The organism is Sorangium sp. So ce1036, from assembly GCF_051369805.1.
GTDB lineage: Bacteria > Myxococcota_A > Polyangia > Polyangiales > Polyangiaceae > Sorangium > Sorangium cellulosum_F.
This window is the reverse complement of record NZ_JBBMOX010000001.1, coordinates 4,006,390-4,022,224: the sequence shown is the minus strand read 5'-3', so window position 1 is coordinate 4,022,224 and position 15,835 is coordinate 4,006,390. Positions and strand designations below refer to the sequence as shown.

Annotated in this window: 12 protein-coding genes and 1 pseudogene; 10 read left to right on the top strand and 3 right to left on the bottom strand. The window is 72.5% G+C overall.

Annotated features, from left to right (window positions below; genetic code table 11):
- Positions 1-174: 174 nt before the first annotated feature.
- The 3 genes and pseudogenes from WMF31_RS15375 to WMF31_RS15365 all read left to right on the top strand — a co-directional run.
- A pseudogene (locus WMF31_RS15375) lies at positions 175-1,086 on the top strand (DUF885 domain-containing protein); the annotation flags it as partial.
- 69 nt (positions 1,087-1,155) lie between these two features.
- Entirely contained in the window at positions 1,156-1,392 is a 237-nt protein-coding gene (locus tag WMF31_RS15370; protein WP_436602669.1) for a hypothetical protein, read from the top strand.
- 201 nt (positions 1,393-1,593) lie between these two features.
- Positions 1,594-2,058, top strand: coding sequence for a DUF3565 domain-containing protein (locus WMF31_RS15365; RefSeq protein ID WP_436602668.1), 465 nt, complete (start codon positions 1,594-1,596; stop codon positions 2,056-2,058).
- A gap of 626 nt (positions 2,059-2,684) precedes the next feature.
- Here WMF31_RS15365 and sppA read toward each other — a convergent pair.
- Positions 2,685-4,499 (bottom strand): signal peptide peptidase SppA, encoded by a 1,815-nt coding sequence (gene sppA, locus WMF31_RS15360; RefSeq protein WP_436602667.1) that lies wholly within the window; start codon positions 4,497-4,499, stop codon positions 2,685-2,687.
- 579 nt (positions 4,500-5,078) lie between these two features.
- On the opposite strand from sppA, the gene WMF31_RS15355 reads away from it, so the two are divergent.
- The 7 genes from WMF31_RS15355 to WMF31_RS15325 all read left to right on the top strand — a co-directional run bounded on the left by WMF31_RS15355 (position 5,079) and on the right by WMF31_RS15325 (position 14,674).
- A complete protein-coding gene (locus tag WMF31_RS15355) occupies positions 5,079-6,704 on the top strand; it encodes a serine/threonine protein kinase (RefSeq protein ID WP_436602666.1) in 1,626 nt (541 codons plus the stop codon).
- Positions 6,705-7,767: 1,063 nt separating this feature from the next.
- The gene (locus WMF31_RS15350; protein ID WP_436602665.1) at positions 7,768-8,562 is read left to right on the top strand and encodes a LamG domain-containing protein; all 795 of its coding nucleotides are present in this window, start codon (positions 7,768-7,770) and stop codon (positions 8,560-8,562) included.
- Positions 8,563-8,681: 119 nt separating this feature from the next.
- Positions 8,682-9,629 carry a PEGA domain-containing protein gene (locus WMF31_RS15345; protein WP_436602664.1) on the top strand — a complete coding sequence of 316 codons (948 nt, stop codon included), beginning with the start codon at positions 8,682-8,684 and terminating at the stop codon, positions 9,627-9,629.
- Positions 9,630-9,814: 185 nt separating this feature from the next.
- A complete protein-coding gene (locus WMF31_RS15340; RefSeq protein ID WP_436602663.1) occupies positions 9,815-11,056 on the top strand; it encodes a LamG domain-containing protein in 1,242 nt (413 codons plus the stop codon).
- Positions 11,057-11,386: 330 nt separating this feature from the next.
- Positions 11,387-12,163: a hypothetical protein gene (locus WMF31_RS15335; RefSeq protein WP_436602662.1), complete on the top strand. Its 777-nt coding sequence runs from the start codon at positions 11,387-11,389 to the stop codon at positions 12,161-12,163.
- A 463-nt stretch (positions 12,164-12,626) separates the two neighbouring features.
- Positions 12,627-13,697 (top strand): hypothetical protein, encoded by a 1,071-nt coding sequence (locus WMF31_RS15330; protein ID WP_436602661.1) that lies wholly within the window; start codon positions 12,627-12,629, stop codon positions 13,695-13,697.
- 242 nt (positions 13,698-13,939) lie between these two features.
- Positions 13,940-14,674, top strand: coding sequence for a class I SAM-dependent methyltransferase (locus WMF31_RS15325; RefSeq protein ID WP_436602660.1), 735 nt, complete (start codon positions 13,940-13,942; stop codon positions 14,672-14,674).
- A gap of 201 nt (positions 14,675-14,875) precedes the next feature.
- Here the strand turns inward: WMF31_RS15325 and WMF31_RS15320 are convergent, their stop codons facing one another.
- Together WMF31_RS15320 and WMF31_RS15315 are read right to left on the bottom strand one after the other, a co-directional pair.
- Complete coding sequence (locus tag WMF31_RS15320; RefSeq protein ID WP_436602659.1) at positions 14,876-15,277, bottom strand: PIN domain-containing protein; 402 nt, start codon at positions 15,275-15,277, stop codon at positions 14,876-14,878.
- A complete protein-coding gene (locus WMF31_RS15315) occupies positions 15,264-15,521 on the bottom strand; it encodes a hypothetical protein (RefSeq protein ID WP_129349279.1) in 258 nt (85 codons plus the stop codon). The genes WMF31_RS15320 and WMF31_RS15315 overlap by 14 nt, the downstream gene beginning before the upstream one ends.
- Positions 15,522-15,835 lie beyond the last annotated feature (314 nt).

The following is a 15,835-nucleotide window of genomic DNA, read 5'->3' as shown; positions in this document are numbered from 1 at the left end:
GGCGGATGCGGCCCGACGAGCCGCCTCGGAGAGCTCCACGGCCAGCGCCGCCCGGATCGGGTGAGCCCATCCGCGGGGGCGGCTCCGGCAACGCTGGCGCTCGCCGGCGCCCGTGCAAGAGCACCGCCATGCCCCTGCGAGCGCTCCGCCTCCTCGCCCTCGTTCCCCTGGTCGCAGGAGCTCGCGGCCGCGGTCGCCCGGGCGCGGGGTCTTTCGAGCTCGGATTACCGCGACGTGATCCGCGCGCTCAAGGAGGAGCAGCTCGTGGGCGAGGCGATCTTGCCGCATTACAAGGAGCGGCTCGCCCAGATCGAGGCCATCCTCAGGAGAGAGCGCCTCGTGACGTTGCCGGAGCGGCCGGCGCGCATCCGGCTGGGCACGGCCGCGGAGAGCGCGGAGACGCCGGCGCCGCACATGCGGCCGCCGCGCCTGCTCGACAACCGGGGAGAAGAGGGGGAGTTCGTGCTGCCGCTGAGCCTGCCCGCGCCGCCGGGCGCCGCGCCGGACGCGCAGCAGAAGACGGACGACTTCACCCACGCCGCGGCGTCGTGGACGCTCACGGCGCACGAGGCGCGCCCGGGGCACGAGCTCCAGTTCGCGTCGCTGGTCGAGCGCGGCGTCTCGGTCGCCCGGGCGGTCTTCGCGATGAACAGCGCCAACGTGGAGGGCTGGGGGCTTTACGCCGAGGCGATCCTGCTGCCGTTCATGCCGCCCGAGGGCCAGCTCGTCTCCCTGCAATTCCGCCTGCTGCGGGCCGCCCGCGCCTTCCTCGACCCCGAGCTCCAGGCGGGCAAGATCACGCCCGCGGCCGCGCGCGCGCTCCTCACGCAGGACGTGGCCCTCTCGGCGCCCTTCGCGCAATCCGAGGTGGAGCGATACACGTTCCGCGCGCCGGGACAGGCGACGTCCTATTTTTACGGCTTCACCCGGCTGATGGAGCTGCGGAGAGAGGTCGAGTCGACGATGGGCGCTCGCTTCGACGCGCAGCGATTCCACGATTTCGTGCTCGCCCAGGGGATCTTGCCCCCGAAGCTGCTGCGCAAGGCGGTGCTCGAGCGGTTCGTGCGAGCGCAACCAGCGCCCTGAGGGCCCCTTGCGGCACGCCGGACCGGCTCCAGCTGTCTCCGGGGGGCACGGGGAGGCGGAGGGTTGCGCATGGGAGCGGCAGAGAAATGGGTGGCGAAGCAGTGGCGGCCAGGGCCGGAGCGCCCGGCGGTCGGGCCCAAGGAGCAAGGGAGACAGGCGTACGAGAAGGGCAACCCGGAGACGCCGGTCGATCGCGGCGGCGCGCCCTCGTACGGCGAGCCGACGGAGGAGGCGATGGACGTGGCGAGCGCCGAGTCGTTCCCCGCGAGCGACCCGCCGTTCTGGACCCCGAGCTGCGTCTGCTGACCGGCGGCGGGTGATACCGGCGGACCGGCGAGGGAGGCCGCGCGCGGGCACGCGCGGCGGGGCGCGCGGGGTCGCGCCCTATCCGGTATCAGGGCGGAAGCCGGCGTGACCGGGCGCCGGACAGGGGCGCCCGGCGCGGCGCCGCGGCGTGGGACGACGCCGTGGCGTGACGCGGAGCCCCGGGCGGAGTAAGCCGGCACGGTGCTGCGACCGATCACGGGCTACCATCAGGACGAGGCGAACGACTGGGTGGCGGAGCTCCGCTGCGGCCACGGCCAGCACGTCCGGCACAAACCGCCTCTGGTCACGCGCCCCTGGGTGCTCACGCCCGAGGGGCGCGCGTCGATGCTCGGAACCGAGCTCGACTGCGTGCGCTGCGATCGGCTCGAGGTGCCCGACGGGCTGGTCGCGTACAAGCGAACGCCGGAGTTCGACGAGGGCACGATCCCGGACGGCCTGCGCAAGAACCATGCGACCAGGGCCGGCGTGTGGGGGGTGATCCACGTCCTCTCCGGGCGGCTCCGCTACCGCATCGATGGGCTCGACGGCCGCGAGCTCCTGCTGGATCCGGAGACCCGCGGGATCGTGCTGCCCGAGGTGCTGCATCACGTCGATCCCGAGGGGCCTGTGCGGTTCTTCGTGGAGTTTCACCGCAAGGGGGGGTGATCCGCCGTTCAGCCTCGCTCACCCCGCGAGATGTCCGTCGGAGCTTCCGTGCACGCTCGATCATGACGTGGCGCGGAGCGAACGCCTGGTAATTCTCCTGCTTCGGAAACGCCCCGTTCTCCTGCGGCATCAAGAGTACGTACCCATCCGAGCCGTCCTCGATTCATCAGGCGCGCAGGGGGACGTCCAGCAACGCTGCGCCGTGGAGCGTCTGGCCGCACGGGTACCGAGGAGGGGCAGATGCTCACCGGCGTCCTATCGAGAAGGTCTACGCTCTGGGCGATGGCCGCATCGCTGACCGCAACCCCGGCATGTTCCACCAGGACGCGTCCATTCGACGCTGACGCCGGGAGCGCCCCTGGATCGACGGACGCCCCGACCGACACCTGCGTGCCCGGAACGCAAGAGCTCTGCTATGTCCGTACCTCCATCGATTCGGCAGCAAGGGACCTCGGCGCTGACGCCGACAGCCCGCTGGACGACGGCGGCTGGGGGCCGCATCTCCACTCGGCGACCGCGCAGGGGCTGGGGCTCGAAACCGACGGGAGCGCGTACACGCGCGTGAAGAGGATATCCCGGTGGGTCCGGTGGTAAGGCGAACGAGAGCCGCGGGCGCCGGGCTCGGCTCACGGTCCCACCCTCAGCGGGGGCATCGACAGCGCGCCGGAGGGGACCGGCAGGCCGGCTGCTTCCAGCACCTCCCCGAGCCGCAGGAGGAGCTCCTCCTCGAGGGTGGCCCGCGAGGGGTCGATCGCGGCGACCGGCGGGCTCTCGCTGCTCTCCGGTGGCTCGGCCAGGAGGCGCTCCAGCCAGTCGCGCCTCGGCGGATACTCCACGACCTCGACGGCCGCGCCCGGGGCGAGGCCAGCCGCCTCCCGGGCGAGCTCCAGCGCCCGCGCGTAGCCTCCGAGCTCGTCGACGAGGCCGAGCTCCCTGGCCCGGGCGCCGGACCAGATCCGGCCCTTGGCCGCGCGCTCGACCTCCTCGGCGGAGAGCGCGCGGCCTCGGGCCGCCTTGGCCGTGAAATCGGCGTAGGCGCGGTCGAGCCAGGCCTGTACGTGCTGCCACTCGTCCTCCTCGTAGTCGTGCAGGGGCGACCAGATGCCTGCGTTGTCGCTCGTCGCCACGCCGTCCCAGGTGACCCCCACCTTCCTCCAGAGATCGCGGAGCAGCAGCTTGATCCTCACCACCCCGATCGAGCCGGTGATGGTCCCGGGCTGGGCCACGATCTTCGTCGCGCTCATGGCGACGAAGTAACCGCCCGAGGCCGCCACGTTCCCCATGGTGACGATGACCGGCTTGCCCGCGTCGCGGGCCGCCGTCACCGCGCGCCAGATGGTGTCCGAGGCGACGTACGACCCGCCGGGGCTGTCGACACGGAAGAGGATCGCCTTGATATCGGGGTCGGCGGCGGCGGCGCGGAGCGCGGCGCGGACCTCCCGCGCGCTGATGCGGTCCTCCTGGCCGAGCAGGTCGAGGGGCGCCGGTGGGTCGCGGTGGACAGGCCCGATGCCGTGGATCAGCGCGAACCGGGCGCCGCGCTCGCGCGCCGGGGTGGCCCGGGGACCGGCCCGGGAGAGGTAGGCATCGACGAAGAGCAGGTCGGCGTCCTCGCCGGCGCGCGACCGGAGATAGGCAATCGCCTCGTCGCGGTACCCCAGCCGATCCACCAGCCCCTCGTCCAGGGCGGCCTGCGCCAGGAAGGGGCCCCGGTCGACGAGCTGGCGCACGTCGTCGGGGGCGATCTGCCGTCGCGCCGCGATGGCGTCGACCATCTGCTGGAACAGATCGCCGAGGAGCGCGGTCGTGGCTTCCCGGTGGGCCTCCGTGAGCTCCACCTCCGTGAAGGTGTCGTAGGCGGTCTTGTATTCCTCGCGGCGATCGCCGCGGATCTGGACGTCCAGGAGGTCGAGGGTCTCCTTGACGAACGGGACCTCCGCGATGAGGCCCGTGAGGCCGAGATCGCCGGACGGCTGGAGCCAGATCTCGTCGAAGGCGGTGGCGAGATAATACGCCTGGTTGCCCGGCCCCGCCTCGCCGAAGGTGTCGGCGAACGCGATGGCCGGCTTGCCGCTCTCCCGGAAGTGGATCACGGCGTCCCTGAGCTCCTGGGTGACGGCCATGCCGTGGTCGGCCCCTCCGAGGTAGGCGACGACCCCGGCCACGCGCTCGTCGTCGCGGGCCCGATCGAGCGCCTCGACCAGGCCTCGCACGGTCAGCGGCTCCCGGCCGAGCAAGCGCGGGAGGGGGCTCGGATCGCGGCGCTCCACCACCGGGCGATCGAGGGGCAGCTCCAGGAGGGTGACGTCGGGCACGCCCGGCGTGCGGCGCGCGCGCACGAGGATCGCGATCACCACCGCCACCAGCACCAGGGAGGTGGCGCCCCCGACGAGCACGAGGCATCCCCGGAGCGAGCGCGCCAGGATCTCGGATCTGGGCATGCGGCTCACCTAAGGGGGTTGACACGGAGCGTCCATGGCTTGACGGTATGGCGCGTGGCGCGAGGTGCGCGCCGCTTGGCCGCTCGCCTGGCGGCGCGACGGCCGGGCGCCTGGCGCGCCCGGCTCTCGACGAGGCCCGGTTCCGGGGATATCGATCATCGACGATCGAAGTCGTTGAGCAGCGTGTCCGGCCCCCAGGGCGACGACACACCCCCTGACGCGCGTGTGCTCACCTCACCGAGAAACACGCACGCTCGCCCACACGACCCCGCCCACACAGCCCCGCGCGCCTCCGCAGCTCTCTCCCTGTCCTCGAGGACGTGACGCGCGCCTCCGGGGGGCTCTTCTGCAGAGATCCATCGCGGGGCGCCCTCACCGCACCGCGCGCACGGCGCTCGCCGGCGCGCGCAGAGAACCTCTTGCGCGCTGCGCATCGACGACATCACACCTCGAGCCTGCGCGGCCGCAACGATGGCGGAAGAAGGCAATGGAACGGGAGCGGGTGGCCACGGTGGAGGGCGGGTGACTCCACGGAAATCCGCTGGTCAGCGCCGCGCGCTTTGTGGCATCCTCGTGTAGGTGAGCGATGAGACGATAGACGTCACCCCTTATGGTGGCCATCACCTCCTGCTCGAGCTCGGACGAGGAGGGACCGCGCAGGTCTTCGTCGCCGTGCAGAGCGGCGCGCAGGGCGTGGACAAGCTCGTCGTTCTGAAATTCCTCAGGCCCGCGCACGTCGACAACCCCGAGCTGCAGCAGATGTTCATCGACGAGGCGCGGTTCTCTGCGCGCTTGAACCACGCGAACATCGTCCAGACGAACGCCATCATCGAGACGACCCGGGGGCCTGCCATCGTCATGGAGTACCTCGATGGCCAGCCGCTCTCGGCGATCCGGTCGCGCGCGCTCGCCAGGCTCTCGCTGGAGATGCACATCCGGATCGTCATCGACGTGCTCCGGGGCCTCCACTACGCCCATGAGCTCACCGATCTCGACGGCGAGCCCCTCAACGTCGTACACCGCGACGTCTCGCCGCACAACGTCTTCGTGACCTACGATGGTCAGGTCAAGCTCATCGACTTTGGCATTGTCAAGCTCGTGGGCAGGAGCGTCGAGACGGCGACGGGGGTGATCAAGGGCAAGGTCGCCTACATGCCCCCCGAGCAGATCGAGGGGAGCGGCGTCGACCGGCGGGCGGACCTGTACGCGGTGGGCGTCATGCTCTGGGAGGCCGCGACGGGCACGCGGATGTGGAAGGGGGCGACCGACGTCGCCATCATGCATCGCGTCCTGCTCGGGGATGTTCCGCGGCCGAGCGCGGTCACCCCCGACATCCCCGAGGAGCTCGAGCGGATCATCCTCAAGGCGCTCGCCACGAACCGAGAGCACCGCCACGCCACCGCGCTGGAGCTCGAGTCGGATCTCGAGGCGTTCCTCGCCACGAGGCCCCCCGCGACGAACCGCGAAATCGGCAGGTTCCTCGCGCGCGAGTTCGAGGACATCCGCGCGGAGACGAAGCGCATCATCGACCAGGAAATGAAGCGCTGGGCCGCCGCGGCGCACTCGTCCGCGCCGCTCAGCGTCCGGACGCCGCCGCTCCTCGCGCCGTCGCTCGCGCCCGCCGGCTACACCGCGATGAGCGGCTCCTCGTCGGGCCCCTCCGACGCGCGCGAGACCGGCGCGAGCTCGCGGATGAGCAAGGCGCGCCGCCCGCTCTTCATCGGGGCGATCGTGCTCGTGGGCAGCATCGTCGCGTGGCGCGCCGCCACCGGCGCCCGGGGGATCACGCCCGCACCCTCGGCCGCTGCGCTCTCGCCGGCCGCGTCGGCGTCGCTGCCCGCGTCCGCCACGGCCCCTTCCCTCGAGGACGCCGCGCCGCCGCCCGCCCCCGAGGACGCCACGCAGCCGGCCGCCCCCGAGGGCTCCGCGCAGCCGCCCCGCGCCGCATCGAGCGCGAGCGCCGCCGAGCCGACCTCGAAGCAGCCCGAGCCGACCTCGAAGGCCCACGCCCCGCGCGCCGCAGGGGGGCGCTCGAAGCCCAGGCCGAAGCCGGTGTCGAAGCCCACGGCCACGGCCACGGCCACGGCCACGGCCGAGCCCGTGGCCACCGCGACGGGCTCGGCCAGGGCACCGAAGCCAAACTGCGATGTGCCTTACACCATCGACGCCGACGGCATCAAGCGTTTCAAGATCGAATGCATGTGAGCGCGCGATCCGCCACGCGCTGTCGCGCCGCGGCGACGCGCGGCGACACGCGTCGTCGGGCGTCATCCACTGCCACTTCCGCCTCCCCGGCGCCTGACTCGGCTCCACCCCGGGCCGGCGGATGAACCGCGCTCACGGCCGTTGCCTCACGGCCGGGCATCGCCGCCGGGGCTTCGTTCCTCATCGACCGGGCCGGCCACGCCCCTCGGCTCGCCTCACTTGACCGCTGCTGCGCGGGCGCTGGCAGCGCGTACAAGCTCGTGACCCGCGTCAGTCCTGGGCTCTCGCGGGTCCTCACGTGAACAGGCTCGGGGACAACCACCCCGAGGGGGGCGGCTCGCCCGTGCGGACCAGCGGCGCCACGTGACGTGGGTCGGAGTGCAGTACTTGCTTCAGTACAGACGATGCTGGTATACCCTCCATCATTCGCACGACGCTGGCGCGGAAGGCGCGTGGTTACTTCGCGTTGCCGAGATGACCTGAAACAGCGATGGCTGGCCGATGCCCCGTGGGCCGTGGGCCGGTATCCGGAGAAGACCTACATCGCCGGTGGTGCTCGGCGCCGAGGTCATCCCCCCTCCACTCCCATGATGGCCGAAGTCTTCGTGGCGGCGGCGAGCGCGTCATGCGCCTTGGAGACATCGAAATCTTCGCGAGAGGGGACACGGACATGTGGAGCAAGGTACTGTGCGCGCGTGAGCCGGGTGACGGACCGCACACCGCCCCGACCTCGGGCCTCCTGGCCCGCGACCGCAGCGGCCCGGGGAGGTCCGAAGGGAGCACAGGACGCACGATCTCCCGGCGCCGTGGGGCGACCGATCCTGGAAGGGCGCCGCTCGGCCCAGCAGCCCTTCGTCCCACACTCTGCGCGCTCCTCTGGCTGGCGCCGCTCGGACTCGGGGCATGCTCGCTCAAGGACCTGTCCCATCTTCAGGAAGGAGCAGGGGGCGCCGGAGGCGGCTCGGCCGCGGGCTCGACGACGCAGAGCTCCAGCGGGAGCGGCGGAGGATCAGGGAGCGCCGGGGGCGGTGGTCACCACGGCGGCGGAGGCGAGGACGCAGGCGTGGGGGGCGCCGCGGGCAGCAGCGGCGTAGGCGGCGCCGGCGGCCGCGACGGCACCGGCGGCAGCGGCGACGGCGGCAGCGGCGACGGCGGCAGCGGCGACGGCGGCAGCGGCGGCGATGGCGGCGATGGCGGCGGCGGCAGCGCCCCGATCGATCTCGAGCGGGGGCTCTTCCTGCATTACACGTTCGATGAGACCGAAGGGGACGTCGTGGCGGACGCCACCGGCAACGCCGAGCACGACGCGACGGTCCTGGGGGAGGCGACCTGGGTGCCGGGTCGCATCGGAAACGCGATCTCCCTCTCCGGAGAGCAGCAGTACGTGGAGCTTCCGGCTGGCATCGTGCGGACGCTCAACGAGATCACGGTCTCCTTCTGGATCTACCTCCGCCAGCAGCAGGTATGGCAGCGGGCGTTCGATTTCGGGAGCGGGACATCGACGTGGATCTACGTGTGTCCGTGGGCGTTCTCGACAGGCCTCCGTTTCTCGCTGAACTCCCCCGCGGGCGTCAACGAGTATTCCACGACCTCGACCTTGCCTGTCGGCGAGTGGAAGCACGTCGCCGTGACCCTGGGCTTCGATCCGCCGAACTCCTCGATTTACATCGATGGGGTCGAGAAGGCGACCAGCAACAGCATGACGACCCGACCTGCCGACCTGGGGAACACGACGCGGAACTTCATTGGCCGTTCTCAGTTCGACGAGGATCCCTACCTCGACGGGATGATGGACGACTTCAGGATTTACGATCGAGCGCTCTCGGCGGCCGAGGTGGCGGCCCTGGCGTCCCAGTGACCGGGGAGCAGACCGCCGCCCCCCGGTTCGCGGGCAGCGCGAGCGGTCGCTCGATCAGGCTCTCGGGCGCGGAGCCTGCGCGACACGAAGGAGGACGTCGTATGGTTCTGGAGATTGAGATGCGGCGAGACAGATGGCCTTTCCGGACGGGGCGCCGCGGGTGCGCGGCGATCGCGCTCATGACGAGCGCGCTCTGGTCGAGCGCGGCCCTCGCGGACGAGCCCGCGGCCCCGGCGCCCGCGGCCCCGGCGCCCTCGGCCCCGGCGCCCGCGACCTCCGCGGCCGCGAATGGCGAGTCGGATCCGGGCGTGTCACAGTGCATCGCGGCGCACGCCGAGGTGCAGAAGCTGAGGAAGGCTCATCGCCTCATCGCGGCGCGGCGCACGGTGACGGACTGCACGCGACCGCAGTGCCCGGTCCCGGTCCTCCGCGAGTGTGCTGCGTGGATTGACGAGCTCGAGAAGGTGACGCCCTCGGTCATCTTCAACGTGACGAGCGAGTCCGGGCAGATCACCGGATCGAAGATCGTCGTCGACGGCCAGGAGGTCGATCTGCCGTCGAGCGGCGTCCCGCTCAGCCTCGACCCGGGGAGGCACACCTACCGCGTGGAGCAGGAGGGTTACCGGCCGGTGACCAGGGAGTTCGTGGTCTTCGAGGGGCAGCGCTTCGTGCAGCTCGACATCGCGCTCGTGCCCCTCGTGGATCCCGTGGCCCCCCAGGCCGCGGCCCGAGCCACGGAGAGCTACCGTCCGGTGCCGGTGCTGACCTACGTGCTGGCGGGCGTGGGCGTCGCGGGCGCGGCGGGCTTCGCGGTGCTGGGGATGATGGGGAGCTCCGAGCTGGACAACCTCGAACGAACCTGCATGCCGCGCTGCAAGGACAGCGATGTCGCCCAGGTCGAGTGGCGGTACATGGCGGCCGACATCGCTCTCGGCGTCGGCGCAGCAGGGCTCGCGGGGGCCGCGCTCACCTATCTTCTACGCCCCACGGAGGAACGACCGGTGGTCGTGTCGGTGATGCCGAGCTCCGCCGGCGTCTTCGGCAGCGTGATGTTCCGCGGCATGTGAGGCGAAGGCGCCGAGCGGCCGCATGTCACTCAACCCGCAACTCGCCGAGATCATCGGCAGATCGAGCGGATCGGTGTTCTTGATATGGGGACGGGTCAAGCCATGTTCCCGCGGATCCGCGGCCAGGTCGAGCGCGGGAGCATCATGGCCCGCTCTCGACATGTCGTTGTCAACAGGAGGAACTCATGAGGAAGCCGTCAATCTTGCCGGGTGGTTTCGGGGCTGCGCTGCTCGCCCTCTTGGTGCTCGCGCCGATCTCGAGCGGATGTGGCTCGAGCGGCGATGACAGCTCGGGCGGCGGGGGCAGCGCGGCGACATCGAGCGGCGGCTCGCCCACGAGCGGCAGCGGCGCAGGCGGGGAAGGCGGCTCGGGCGCCGCGGGTGGATCGAGCGGCGATGGCGGCTCGAGCGGGGACGGCGGCTCGAGCGGCGAGGGTGGCTCGAGCGGCGAGGGTGGCTCGAGCGGCGAGGGTGGTTCGAACGGCGATGGCGGCTCGAGCGGGGACGGCGGCTCGAGCGGCGATGGCGGCTCGAGCGGGGACGGCGGCTCGAGCGGGGACGGCGGTTCGGGCGCCGCCGGTGGATCGAGCGGTGATGGCGGCTCGAGCGGGGACGGCGGGGCAGGCGGGGACAGCGGCTCGGGCGGGGACGGCGGCTCGGGCGGCGACAGCGGCTCGGGCGGCGCGGGCGGCGACAGCGGCTCGGGCGGGGACAGCGGCGCGGGCGGCTCGGGCGGCGACAGCGGCGCGGGCGGCTCGGGCGGCGCAGAACCCGCTCCGATGCTCGTCGCGCGCTATACCTTCGAGGAGGGCGCCGACACCGTGGCCCACGACGTGTCGGGGAATGGGCATGATGCCGCGCTCAAGGGGAGCGCCGGATGGACGACGATGGGGCGAGCCGGCGGCGCGCTCAGCCTGCAGGGCGCTGATCCCTACCTCGAGCTCCCCGGCGGGCTCGTCGACGGCCTCGACGACCTCACGATCGCCACCTGGGTCAACCTGAGTAGCCTCGACGAGTGGTCTCGCATCTTCGACTTCGGCTTTACCAACGGATTCATCTATCTCACCCCGGCCGAGGGCACCCTGGAGGAGGACACCACCGGGCCGCTGCGCTTCTCCGTGTACAATTTCGACATGAGCGAGACGACCGTGAGGACCGCGGAAGCGCTGCCCATCGATGTCTGGAAGCACGTGGCCGTCACGATCTCGAGCGGCACGTACACGGTGTGGATCGATGGCGCCGCCGTCGCTTCGACCACGCCCGAGCCGCCAAACGACGTGACACCGTCCAAGATCGGGTCCTCGGTGAACAACTACATCGGGAAATCGCAGTTCGCGGATCCGCCGCTCATCGGGTCCGTCGACGATTTCCGGATCTACAATTACGCCCTCCCGGCCGAGGAAATCGCGGCCCTCGCCGCGCCGTAAGCCTCCGCGCCGCGGCGGCCGTTCCCCGGCGCCGGGGACCCGCCGCGGCACGCGAACGCCGAGGGCGGCCGCCCGGGACTGGCCGCGCGCCGGGGCGCTTGCGACACTGCCGGCATGCTCGTCCCCCGGCGCTGCTTCCTGGCCGTCTGCGCTGCCGCGCTCGCGCCGCGCGGCTCCCTCGCGGCTCCCGCGGGCTCCGCCCCGGCGGCTCCCGCGGGCTCCGCCCCGGCGGCCCCCGCAAAGCCCTCCCCCGCGGCTCCCGCAAAGCCCTCCCCGTCGCCTTCGCCGCCCCCGGCGCCGCCGCCCGCCTTCGAGGTGCGCGATCTCCACGTGCCCGGCGATCGCGCGCTCGGCCGGCGGTTCACGCTGCTCGTCCCGAAGCACCTCGCCCCGGGCGAGCGCGTCCCGCTGCTCGTGCTGCTCCACGGCCTCGGCGAGACCGGCGATGAGCGCATGGGCGCCTTCGCCTGGATCGAGCGCTACGGCCTCGGCTCCGCTTACGAGCGGCTCCGCCGCCCGCCGCTCGCCCGCGCCTCGCGGCGCAAGGACTGGACCGACGCCCGGCTCACCGAGGTGAACGCCGCGCTCGCGGCGCGGCCGTTCCGCGGCCTCGCCGTCGCCTGCCCGTTCACGCCCAACGTGCACCGGGCCCCGAACCCCTCGGCCGCGCTCGACGGCTACGCGCGCTGGCTCGCCGAGGTGGTCCTGCCCCGCGCCCGCGCCGAGGCGCCCGTCTTCGACGACGCGGCCCGCACCTCGCTCGACGGCTGCTCGCTCGGCGGCTACATCGGCGCCGAGGTCTTCCTCCGCAGGCCCGAGCTCTTCGGCGCCTGGGGCGGCGTGCAGGCCGCCCTCGGCGCGCACCGCGCCCCGGCCTACGCCGAGCGGTTCGAGAAGGCCCTCGCCGCGGCCGGCCCGCGCGACCTGCACCTGCTCACCAGCCAGGGCGACCCGTTCCGCCGCGCGAACGCCGCCCTCGCCGCGCAGCTCGCGAAGCGCTCCATCGCCCACACGCTCCGCGTGCTGCCCGGGCCGCACGACCAGCCCTGGCTGCGCGAGGCCGGCACCATCGAGATGCTCCTCTTCCACGACCGAAGGCCCCGCTGACGGCGCGCCGCCCGAGGCGCGCGGCCCGGATGGGCGCGGCCGAGAGCCGCCCGGGGCGGGCGGCTCCGGCATCGTTCGGGCCCATCGGGCTCCACGCGTGCGGGTGCGCCGCGCGCGAAAAAGAATTGACCCAAAGCACCGCAAAGCCGACACCTGATCACCGAGGCGTCACACGGCGTTTGCGAGATTGTAAAATTCCCGCCTCGAAGCGGGTAGCGCGTCAGCATCGTTGGCAGGGACATGAACCTTCTGTCTCTCATCTGTTCGATCTCGACGGCTGACGGCGGCGGCACGCCGGGCGCCCCGACGGATCTGCGGAACGGGATGGATCGACCGGCGATCCCACGCGCCTCGACGGCGCCTTCCGGGTGCGTTCGCTGGCTGCCGTGCCCCGGCGGCGCCACGCCGGAGGCGCCCGGCAGCTCGGACCAACTGACTTGACAGGAACAAGGAAACGGAAACCATGACACGCCTTTCTTGCCCCTCGTTGCTCCCTCTCACCGCGGCGCTGCTCTTGCACGTGATCGGCTGCTCCGGAGCGGATGCCTCGTCGGATTCCCCGGATGACGGAGCGACCGACACGTCATCGAGCTCCGGCGGCGGCAGCACCGCCGCCGGCGGCGGCAGCACCGCGACCGGCGGCACCGCGACGACCGGCGGCGGCACCACCACCGCGACGACCGGCGGCGGCACCACCACCACGACGACCGGCGGCGGCACCACCACCGCGACGACCGGCGGCGGCACCACCACCACGACCACCGGCGGCGGCACCACCACCACGACGACTGGCGGCGGGACGACCGAGAGATTCAGCTTCTTCGTGACCAGCCTCGCCGCCATGCGGGAGCTGTCGGGCTCCCAGGACGGCTTCGGAGGCGATCTCCGCTTCGGAGAGACGGGCCCGGGCGCAGGGCTGCGCGGCGCGGACAAGATCTGCGCGACGATCGCCGAGAAGAGCATGCCGGGCGCAGGGAGCAAGACGTGGCGCGCCTTCCTGAGCGCCGTGGCAGGAGAGGACGGCAATCAGGTCGACGCGATCGACCGGATCGGCGAGGGGCCCTGGTATGATCGGCTCGGTCGGCTGGTCGCCAGCAGCAAGGAGGAGCTGCTCAACGAGCGTATCGCCGGGGCCGACGAGACGATCATCAACGACCTGCCGAACGAGGACGGCGTCCCCAACCACCAGCCCGACCCGAACCAACCCGAGGTGGACAACCACGACACCATGACGGGGAGCAACGACCAAGGGCGGCTCTATGGCCCGACGGCGACGTGCGACGACTGGACGAGCGCGGTGGGCAACACGGGATCGAAGCCGCGCGTCGGACACTCGTGGCCCAGGAGCCTCGGCGGGCCCGGCTTCCCGGGCGGCGGGGGCTTCAACATGAACCACTGGATATCGGCCCACGACGCGCCCGGGTGCGCGCCGGGCGTCCACCTCGCGGATACAGGCGGGCCGCAGCCCGGCGCGAACGCCGTCGGCTCCGGCGGCGGCTACGGCGGGATCTACTGCTTTGCGTTGACGCCCTGACGCTGGCAGATCGGCGCGCCGCTCCCCGGCCAGCGCAGGGGAGGACGCCTCTGCGGCGCGGACGGGGGCGCGCGTCGGCGAAGTCCCTGGCGATGAGATCCTGGAGCGGGCCATCGTGGTCGCGCAGCTCGACCCGGGTGCTGGCCTCCCCCACCCCGAGCGAAAACCTCGCCAGCTCGGGCGAAAACGGCGCCCTCCAGCGCAAACGCCTCCGGCGCTACAACGCGGGCATGGTGAACGAAATGACAGAGCGCCTGCTGGCCGACGCGGGCATCGGCGCCGGCATGCGCGTGCTCGACGTGGGCTGCGGTCCTGGTGCCGTCTCCTTCATGGTCGCCCGGCTCGTGGGACAGCAGGGGCAGGTGCTGGGCCTCGACCGCGATGCGCGTGCGCTCGAGTCCGCCCGCGCGCGAGCGCGCGAGCTCGGCCTCTCCAGCGTCACGTTCGCCGAGGGCGACCTGGGCGCGCTCGCCCCCGAGCACGGCCTCTTCGACGCGATCGTCGGGAGGCGCGTCCTGATGTACCAGGCCGACCCGGTGGGCGCCGTGCGAGGTCTCTCCCGCGCGCTGCGCCCGGGCGGGGTGATCGTCTTTCAGGAACACGACGCCACGATGGTGCCGGCGTCCATCACCCCCCTGCCGCTCCACGAGCGCGCGCATCACTGGATGTGGCGCACGGTGGAGCGAGAGGGCGCCGACCTCCACATGGGCTTCCACCTCGCGTCCGTGCTCTCGGCGGCAGGGCTCGCGCTGGAGCAGGTGCGCGCCGAGGCGGTCGTGCAGACGCCGGCGACGCGCTACCCCACCGCCGCCATCCTCCGCGCGATGATGCCGCGGATCGTGCAGCAGGGCGTCGCCACCGAGCCGGAGATCGACGTCGACACCCTCGAGGAGCGCCTCACGAAAGAGCGCGAGGAGGCGAACGCGACGTTCGTCAGCGACGTCGTGTTCGGCGCGTGGGCCCGGAGGCCCGCCTGAGCCAGGGCTCCGCAGGCGACCCTTCGCCGGCGGCGCGCGCCGCTGCGCGGGACCGCCCCGCGCCCGCCGAGGCCGTCGCGAGCCGCGCCGGGCGCGCCCCCGCAGACGCCGCGCCCGCGCGGACTCCGGACGGGCTCGACGGAAGCGCCTTCACGGCGCTGGCCCGGACGTCCCTTGCCGGGCGCCCGGAGGCACGCGTCCTCACGTCTCCGGCACGAGCTCCACGTCTGCGCCACGTGCGAAGCGCGCATCGAACGTCAACACCGGGAGGGCGCACGCTGCGCGGGACGACTCACGGATCACGTAGTCGGAGAAGTCGGCCGGTCCCGCCTCGAAGTCGGCAATCGCTCGACGGACGATCGCTTCCTGCTCGATCGTCACCCCTTCCGTCTCAACGAGCCTGCGAAGCGCTGCCGCGATGGTCGCGCGATCTTGCTTGCACGCGACGCGGAGGACCCAGGCGACCTCGATGAGGACGGTCGCCGAGAAGAACACACCCCCCTCCGCGACCGCCTGCTGAAATGCGCGCCCGGCCCGCTCACACTGCGCCGGATCGTCCTCGACGAGGAGGCGAACGGCGACGTTCGTATCAAAGGACTTCATGGCGGCCGAGCGCTCCTTCCGCGATGGCCCGCTCCATGTCCTCCTGGGAAAGGGGGCCCATCCCCGGCGGCAGCTTGATGCGCGAGGCCAGGAGCTCGCCGACGGTCAGCCCATGCTTCGGCGCCGGCGCGGGCGCCACATCGAGCGCGATGAGCTCCACGTGCTTCCCGAGCAGCGGGCGCAGGGCCGGGATCGCGCGGGCGACGGCTTCGTCAATCGTGGTTGCGACCTTGATGGCGTTCATGGCTGTCGCTCAATCATGCTCCTTTCCCCCGCGTTCGCCCAGCCTCCGCGTTCCCCCCACGACCCACGCGCGCCCGCTCGGTGGCGCACGGCGTGAGGACGCCGCAGACGTTCGTCGGGGGCTGCCGCATGCCGCCGAGGTGCGCGACCTGAAGTCTCCCACGACCGCCGGCCCCGCCAGCAGCGCGCGCCGTTGCGCGCGGCCGCCCGGCGTCCGCCGAGGCCCTCGCGCGCCGCGCCCGGCGCGCCCGCGCGGACTCCGGACGGGCTCGTCGGAAGGGTCGTCGCGGCGCACGCCCGACCCCTGCCCGGGCG